Source organism: Bacillus sp. SJS (assembly GCF_000732485.2).
Taxonomy (GTDB): domain Bacteria; phylum Bacillota; class Bacilli; order Bacillales; family Bacillaceae; genus Metabacillus_B; species Metabacillus_B sediminis.
Genome location: NZ_JAQV02000034.1, coordinates 1 through 8,536, shown reverse-complemented (window position 1 = coordinate 8,536; position 8,536 = coordinate 1). Strand labels below are relative to the sequence as shown.

Below are 8,536 nucleotides of genomic sequence, written 5' to 3'. Positions count from 1 at the left end.
AGGTCATTTACTGTCCATACTCTCCTTTTTTCATTCCTCTCATCAAATCAACTGTAAAATTATTGAATATATTCAATTTAAACCCTTGCGTGCAACGCTAGTGGCACTGACCCCCACTCTGATAAAGCGCTAAAACTCCGTCCCCGCACCATCCAATCCCATTCAGGATAAGAAAAAACGGCGCTCCTCCTCTGACCCCCGTTGCGGTGAGGGAATGGGGGTCAGTGCAAAAAACACCTCGCCACCTCTTTCAGCTCCCACCCCAAACTATGCTATAATACAATCACTATTTCAGGCACGAAAAGAGGGATTCCGTATGTGGCAGGAACAGGTTCAGGTAAAACCTCCTTATGATTTTGACCGGGTATTGGAAAGACTGGCAATAGATCCGCTGAATACGCTTGACCTGAATGAGCGGTATGTGAAGGTTCCGCTCCGGCTGAACGGATTTGAGCCGCATGTAATCACGGTTCAGGCGACCGGGAGCAAGCAGGCGCCGGCCTTTACGGTGTCGGGCAAAAAGGATGCGGTGAAAAGTGAGGCGCTGAAGGAAGTGCGCCGGATTTTTCAGTGGGACCGGGAGCTGTCGGCGATTGGTGAGCATTTCAAGTCATCTGCGATTGCGCAGATTTTTGAGGAGCATGAGGGGACACCGCTTGTCCTGGATTTCAGTCTGTACGGAAGCCTCATTAAATGCATCATCCATCAGCAGCTCAATATGTCGTTCGCGATGACGCTGACGATGCGGTTTGTGAAAACGTATGGGGAAGAGGTGGATGGCGTTTGGTTCCATCCCCATCCGGAGAAATCAGCGGCGATCCCCGTGGCAGAACTCCGGGAGCTGCAGTTCAGCGGGCGGAAAGCGGAGTATATTACGGGCATTTCTGCGATGATTGCAAGCGGGGAGCTCGATTTGAACAAGCTTCATGACCAGTCAGATGAAGAGATTATGAATGAACTCATTAAAATAAAAGGCATCGGACCGTGGACGGTACAGAATATCCTTCTGTTCGGACTCGGACGGCCGAATTTGTTCCCGATTGCAGACATCGGCATTCAAAATGCCCTGAAGCAGCACTTCAACCTGGACGCAAAGCCGACAAAGGAAGACATGCTGACCTACAGCAAAGAGTGGGAGCCATACCTGAGCTACGCCTCCCTGTATTTATGGCGGAGCATTGAAAAAAGAACGGAGCGTTAACATGAGCAGCCATCAAATGAATAAACAAAACCAGAAGCCAAAACCGGCCCAGCAGCCATCCAACATTCACATGGAAATGGGACAGACCTTCCCGTTAACGATAAAAAGACTCGGCATCAACGGAGAAGGAGTCGGCTATTTCAAAAAGCAGGTCGTCTTCGTCGCAGGCGCCTTGCCGGGGGAAGAAGTCGTGGCAAGAGTCACGAAGATCCAGCCGAAGTTCGCGGAAGCGGAAATCAAAAACATCCGGAAGGCTTCACCGCACCGGGTAAAAGCGCCATGCCCGTACTTCGGCAAATGCGGAGGCTGCCAGCTTCAGCATCTTGACTATCAGCAGCAGCTGAAGGAAAAGCGCGATATCCTCATTCAGGCACTGGAGCGCCATACGAAATTCGATGTATCGAAACTGGACATCCGTCCAACAATCGGCATGGACAACCCATGGGATTACCGGAACAAAAGCCAGTTCCAGGTCGGCCAGCAAAACGGGAAGCTTGTGGCCGGGCTGTATGGCCTGAACTCCCACCAGCTTGTCGCCATCGACCACTGCATGGTGCAGACACCGGCAACGGATAAAGTGACACAAGGCGTGAAACAGATTCTCCAGGATTTCAAGGCCGAGCCGTATGACGAACGGAAGCGCACCGGTGTCATCCGGAACATCGTCACGAGAGCGGGAATCGAAACCGGAGAGGTACAGGTCGTTTTAGTTACGGAGAAAAACAACCTGCCAAGGAAAGACCTGATCGCCGATGAAATCATGAAACGCCATCCGGAAGTGAAGTCCGTCGTTCAAAACATCAACCCGGGCAAAACGTCGATGATTTTTGGTGATAAGTCGACGAAGCTGAAAGGAAAAGGAACGATTGACGAGACAATGGGAGGCCTGTCCTTCGAGCTCTCGCCAAGAGCCTTCTTCCAGCTCAATCCCGAGCAGACGAAAAAGCTATACAATGAAGTGAAAACAGCTGCCGCCCTGACCGGCAAAGAAAAAATCGCCGACGCCTACTGCGGAGTCGGAACAATCGGCCTGTGGCTTGCTGACGGAGCAAAAGAAATCCGCGGTATGGACGTCATCGAAGCATCCATCGAAGACGCCAACAAAAACGCCAAAAACCACGGCATCAACGCCACCTACGTAACCGGAACCGCCGAACACTGGCTCCCAAAATGGACCAAAGAAGGCTGGAAACCAGACGTCGTCGTCGTTGATCCTCCGAGAACCGGGTGTGATCGTGCTCTGTTGGATACGATTAAAAAGGTAAAACCGAAGAAATTTATCTATGTGAGCTGTAATCCGTCTACGCTTGCGAAGGATTTGGAGTATTTGGCGAAGGAGTATAAGGTGGAGTATATGCAGCCGGTGGATATGTTTCCGCAGACTGCGCATGTGGAGTGTGTCTCTCAGTTAGTTCTCAAGTAAATCTGCTATCATAGTCCATGCCGTGTTGAGGTAGAAGCACAAATAGTTTTAAAAGAATGCAGGTCACCCTTTAAGGGGGAACCTGCTTCTATTTGTTGGAGTTTTTTTACTTCAATTCGATTCATCACTCGATGTAAAAATTCAGAGCAATTCACAAGAAAAGTATAGAACAAAAAAGGATACATGACTCGAAAAGAGATAACACATTTTACCAGTCTGCTAGAGTTCTTGCTTTTTAAAAAGGCGATATGCTAGAATCAAATTTGGAATGATAACTATTATCAATAAGAGGTATTGATAGTGTGAAAATAGTGGTGTGTCAAAGAAAATTTTATATACCAGTAGCGCATTGTTCATGATATCTTCTACGATTATCCAAAATAATTTTTGAAAGCTGGAGTGCTTTTTTGACTATTTAAGAAATCGAGCTGAAGTTTTTATGATTCCCAAGTGAATAATCATATCCTGCCCAGATACTGGTAATTTTTAGATATAGGAAGTATTTCTTCACCTAGATGCAGAGACAGAAATGATTGAAAGGATGTAAATAATGAGAAATATCGAAAAATATAGAAATGCTTTTATTAATGCGTTGGATATAGAGGAAGATGCTGTATGCGAGAATTTAGTCCTTGGAGCAACGCCAGAATGGGATTCAATCGGACATATGGCACTCATTTCTGAGATTGAGGATGTATTTGATGTCTCATTAGATTCAGAATGGATGACAGAATTCAATTCTTACCAGTCGGGAATTGAGCTATTGAAACGTTTGGGAGTGGACTTTATTAATGAATAGCTTCAAAAAAATGGAGCAGTTTGGGAACCGCACCGCTGCATATGCTGACCGAGAATATTCTTACTCTGAAATGTTAGAAATATCTGATGCTATCTGCGGTAAAGTAGGTGAAAGGACGCTCGTTTTTTGTTTATGTTCAAATAATAAAGAGTCTTTATTTGGCTACGTAGGCTTTATTAGAGGTGGTGTTGTCCCCGTGCTTTTGGATGCATCCATTCATATTGATCGGTTACTTCGGCTGATTAACCTTTATAAGCCTGTATACATCTGGGCGAGCAGCGAAAATAAAGATCTTTTAAAGATAATGGATAGTTCTTTTGTATATGGAGATTACACATTATTTAAATGTCCGACCTATTTCCAACATGATCTTCATGAACATCTTGCCCTCCTTTTAACAACCTCTGGAAGTACTGGGAGTCCCAAATTTGTTCGTTTAAGTTATGAAAATATTTTTAAAAATGCTGAATCAATAGCAAAGTATCTTGACATCAATGTAGACGATAAACCTATAACAACACTTCCAATGAATTACTCATATGGTCTTTCTATCATTAACAGCCATTTCATATGCGGAGCCGCAATTATTGTAACGGACGAATCTATCATGAAAAAGAAGTTTTGGGATTTATGTAAGGAGCAACGAGTAACAACTTTTGGTGGAGTTCCTTTCATGTATGAGATGCTTGATAGGCTGAAGTTTGAAGAGTTTAATCTTCCAAGTTTAAAAAAACTAACTCAGGCAGGTGGGAAATTAAGCGAAACTCTATCGCGAAAATTTGCTCATTTCTGTAATCAGAAAGGGATTCAGTTTTTTACTATGTACGGTCAAACTGAGGCTACAGCGCGGATGACCTATTTGCCATATGAAGAAAATCTTAAAAAAGCCGGAAGTATTGGCATCGCCATTCCAGGTGGAGAACTTATTCTTCAAGATGACAAGGGAAACAAAATTACAGCGCCTATTTTGATGGGCGAATTGATATATAAAGGTCCAAATGTTTCTTTGGGGTATGCTGAGTCGTTATTCGATCTTTCGAAAAAAGATGAGAATAACGGTATTTTGCGTACCGGAGATATGGCTTATTTTGATGAGGATGGGTATTTTTTTATAACGGGCCGCATCAAAAGAATGATTAAAGTCTATGGAAACCGTATCAGCCTTGATGAAGTAGAAGCATTTTTATATGAGCATGGCCATGATTGTATCTGTGCTGGAACAGATGACCAAATGTATATTTACACATTAAAAGAAGATTATGTTCAGATAAAAAAAATAATCAAGGAAAAATTAAACTTAAAGGGCTTTAAGATTATGAGAATTGAGGAAATCCCACGTAATCATTTCGGAAAAATCCTCTATTCAAACCTTCCGAAACATGGATAATTTATAGACACCTTAACCAGTATCAGGAATTAATTACGGAGACCTAAAACCGCGTGTACCACCTTCTAGGTGAAAGATTGGAGTAACATGAATTCACACTAGTATATGTAAGCGTTAGTCGACATATTGTACAATTTACTGCAGCTTTGATTATTTTTGGATCAGAAAAAATATAAAGTGATTTATTATCAGGTGATTGGATGACTTTTATATCAATTGAGTTTCTTCTATTTATCGCAATAACCGTTTTTTTGAATTATTTAATCCCCCATCGATTGAGATGGGTTCTTTTATTAGTTGCGAGTTACGTTTTTTACGCAAGTTTAAGTATTCAATTTATACTATTACTACTTGGAAGCACAGCTTTTACTTATGTTACTGGAATTATGATTGAAAAACAGGAGACAAAAAAACAGAAGAAAAAAGCCATGCTAGTTGGTATTTCCGTATTGTTGTTTTTTCTCGGTTGGTTTAAATATTTTAATTTTGTAAATGACTCGCTTCGAGCGTTGGCAGAATTCATGGATCGGAATTATACCATGCCCTACCAAGAGATCGTCCTGCCCTTAGCTATTTCATTTTATACATTTCAGGCAGTGAGTTATCTTGTGGATATTTACTATGGAAAACAAAAAGCTGAAAGACATTACGGCTATTTTTCGGTATATTTTGCATTCTTTCCACAATTGGTTGCTGGGCCAATTGAACGTGCCAAAAAATTAATTCCACAATTGAAAGTTGAACATCATTTAAATTATGAAAATTTAGTCTATGGGATGAAGCGAATTGCATGGGGTTTTTTCAAAAAGACTTTAATTGCAGATCGTATAGCTCCAATAGTTTCTAGTGTTTACGATAGTCCTAACCCGACTGGTTCACAAATCGTTCTAGCTACTATTTTATTCTCGATACAATTGTTCGCTGATTTTTCAGCATGCAGTGACATTGCCATCGGTTGTGCAAGAATGCTGGGAATAAAACTGACAGAAAACTTTAAGCAGCCGCACTTCGCCGTTTCGATTTCAGATTTTTGGAGCAGATGGCATATAACGCTCTCAACATGGCTTAGGGACTATATTTTTTTCCCGTTATGTAAGGGGAAAAAGAAGAGAAGTCAAATTTATTTAGCGATTGTGATTACTTTTTTAGTGAGCGGAATTTGGCACGGAGCCGCTTGGACTTTTGTTTTATGGGGTCTAATTCATGGTTTTTATCGCGTGTTTGGAGATGCTACTAAGTCTCTTCGTCAAAGCATTACTTCATATATTCAATTGGATAGAATTCCAGTGGTCCATATGTGGGTGAAAATTGCAATAACCTTCCTGCTAGTCTGCTTTTCCAGAGTTTTTTTTCGATCGGATTCCTTAGCACAAGCATTTGATTATGCAAAGCTTTTCTTAACCATTAGCTCCTGGAACCCGGTGGGAATATTTAAAGCTTTTGAAATTTTTCCGTTACTGGATTTACTACTTTTCATTTTTTTCTTTAGTATTCTACAACTATTTCAGTATATCGAAAGAAACCATGTTTCAACTTGGAAATTTCTATCGAAGCACTCAATATTCACTAGATTTGCATTTTATATTTTCCTCATTTTTTCAGTCCTTGTATTTGGTGTTTCTGGTAATGGATTTGTTTATGGGGGATTTTAATCGAGATACAAATTCCATGTGAAGTTTAGGTGCATTTTACACTTTAGCCATGCAGGAATTATGGTAAAAGAAACACAATGTTGAAAGGATTTGCTATGGGACGATTATTCATCAAGTTAACAATTATCATGGGTGTTGTTATCCTGCTGTTTATGCCAGTAAATAATTTTGTGAAGGATTCTTATGATTACAATATAGACCATACGATACTGGCATTTAAGAAACATCCATATCCTGTTGATATCATCAATCTAGGTGCATCTCATTCAATGTATGGTTATTATTTTAAGCCGACTGGTTTGTCCCATCTGGACTTAGCGCTTCCTTCTCAGACCATTCAATACGACTTTAAATTGCTGAAAGAGTATGGCAAGTATCTTAAACCTGGTGGTGTAGTTCTCGTTTCCATCTCTCAAATTACTTTCGCCAATTCTGAGGCTAAGAACATTGGAAATTATTATAAAGTCTTAGATCGTAATGAAATTGAACCGTTTAATCTAATTGATTATTACAGTTACTTGTACTTACCCGGGACAAATAGTGGGAGTTTTAATTCTGCGGTCGCGGGTAAATTGAAAAAAGTAAAATGGAATTCTCATCAGCCTTGGGCAAATAACGGTAAAAATTATTCGGGGAGAAAGTTAAAAAAAATAGAAGAACAGTACCGAGAAGCAGTTGAAAACAATAACATTGAACGAAATGTAAATCAGTTAAGAGAGATTGTAGATTTTTGCAGCGGGAAAGGCTACCAAGTTGTATTGACCATGGAGCCCGTACATCGGTCTTATTTAGGCTATTTCAATGAAAAAGTAATGAGTAGACTCGTTTTTCAGCATTTAGAAGCTCTTAATTTAGATGTCCCATTATTAAATTATATGAGTGATGGAAGATTCGTAGACAAAAAAGAATATTTTATCGATCCAGATCATTTAAACAGCGAGGGGAGAAGAAAGTTCTCTTGGATAGTATACGAAGACCTAAAGAAAAGGGGCTACTTATAAAAGGGTTAAATCACCAAATTATTTAGAGTTAAATCAGGAAAGCGCGGGGACGGCAGATTGATCCTGAAGCATAAGCTTGGTATTTTAAAGGAAACAAAGGAATAATGACTGTATAGAAGAAAAAAAGAAAACGAGGTAGAAAACATGATTGCGAAAACAGAAGAAGATTTCAACGGTTTAAAGGAAATCGGCAAAATTGTTGCGTCCATTCGGGAAGAATTGGTGCAGCGGACGGTTCCTGGCATAACGACAAAAGAACTGGATGATTTGGCAGGGGAACTTTTTGAAAAAGCAGGTGCATTATCAGCACCAAAAGGCGAATATGATTTTCCAGGGTTTACGTGCATTAGCGTGAATGAAGAAGTGGCACATGGGATTCCGGGTGACCGGGTGATCCAGGAAGGCGATCTCGTCAACATTGATGTATCTGCTTCCAAGAACGGTTATTTTGCCGATACAGGAATCTCGTTTGTAGTGGGAAAAGGCGAAGAAGTATTGACGAGATTATGTGAAACTGCGAAGAAGGCATTTGAAGCAGGCCTGGAGAAAGCGAAACCCGGTTCCAAAAAGAGCAGAATTGGAAAAGCCGTGTTCGAAACAGCTAGAGAGCATGGGTTCACCGTTATCAAAAACCTTACAGGACATGGGATTGGACGCACGATTCATGAAGCCCCTGACCATATCTTAAATTTTAATGATCCATGGGATAATGAGATATTAAAGGAAGGGATGGTCATTGCCTTCGAACCATTTATCTCAACCGCTGAAGAAGAAGTGTTCCAATTGGAAGATGACTGGACCTTTGCTACTAAAAAGAGCTATGTTGCCCAGCTGGAACATACGATTATTCTAACGAAAAACGGTCCGGTTATTTTAACTCTTTAATAAAAAGCTCTGTTAAACTTTGGCTGTTGATTTCCGTTGCAGGCGTTCGCTTTCCGCGGGGCGGGCGCTGAGCCTCCTCGCCGCTTTGCGCCTGCGGGGTCTCACCTGTCCCGCTGCTCCCGCAGGAGTCTCACGCCTTCCACTCCAATCAACAGGTGTTAAAAATCAATATCAGGCTTTAACAGAGC

At 41.3% G+C, this 8,536-nt stretch carries 7 protein-coding genes; all 7 read left to right on the top strand.

Features of this window, described 5'->3' with window-relative positions; translation table 11 throughout:
• Positions 1-316: 316 nt before the first annotated feature.
• The 7 genes from AS29_RS20710 to map all read left to right on the top strand — a co-directional run bounded on the left by AS29_RS20710 (position 317) and on the right by map (position 8,348).
• Positions 317-1,201, top strand: a complete 885-nt coding sequence (locus AS29_RS20710) for a DNA-3-methyladenine glycosylase family protein (protein ID WP_035413642.1) — start codon at positions 317-319, stop codon at positions 1,199-1,201.
• A gap of 70 nt (positions 1,202-1,271) precedes the next feature.
• Positions 1,272-2,624 carry a 23S rRNA (uracil(1939)-C(5))-methyltransferase RlmD gene (rlmD, locus tag AS29_RS20705; RefSeq protein WP_231890004.1) on the top strand — a complete coding sequence of 451 codons (1,353 nt, stop codon included), beginning with the start codon at positions 1,272-1,274 and terminating at the stop codon, positions 2,622-2,624.
• Between the two features lie 550 nt (positions 2,625-3,174).
• The gene (locus tag AS29_RS20700) at positions 3,175-3,423 is read left to right on the top strand and encodes an acyl carrier protein (RefSeq protein ID WP_035413640.1); all 249 of its coding nucleotides are present in this window, start codon (positions 3,175-3,177) and stop codon (positions 3,421-3,423) included.
• Positions 3,416-4,810 (top strand): AMP-binding protein, encoded by a 1,395-nt coding sequence (locus AS29_RS20695; protein ID WP_035413638.1) that lies wholly within the window; start codon positions 3,416-3,418, stop codon positions 4,808-4,810. Before AS29_RS20700 ends, AS29_RS20695 begins: the two co-directional genes overlap by 8 nt.
• A 200-nt stretch (positions 4,811-5,010) precedes the next feature.
• Positions 5,011-6,462 carry an MBOAT family O-acyltransferase gene (locus tag AS29_RS20690; RefSeq protein ID WP_035413635.1) on the top strand — a complete coding sequence of 484 codons (1,452 nt, stop codon included), beginning with the start codon at positions 5,011-5,013 and terminating at the stop codon, positions 6,460-6,462.
• 80 nt (positions 6,463-6,542) lie between these two features.
• Positions 6,543-7,463: a hypothetical protein gene (locus tag AS29_RS20685; protein WP_231890003.1), complete on the top strand. Its 921-nt coding sequence runs from the start codon at positions 6,543-6,545 to the stop codon at positions 7,461-7,463.
• Positions 7,464-7,607: 144 nt separating this feature from the next.
• Entirely contained in the window at positions 7,608-8,348 is a 741-nt protein-coding gene (map, locus tag AS29_RS20680) for a type I methionyl aminopeptidase (protein WP_035413634.1), read from the top strand.
• Positions 8,349-8,536: the final 188 nt, after the last annotated feature.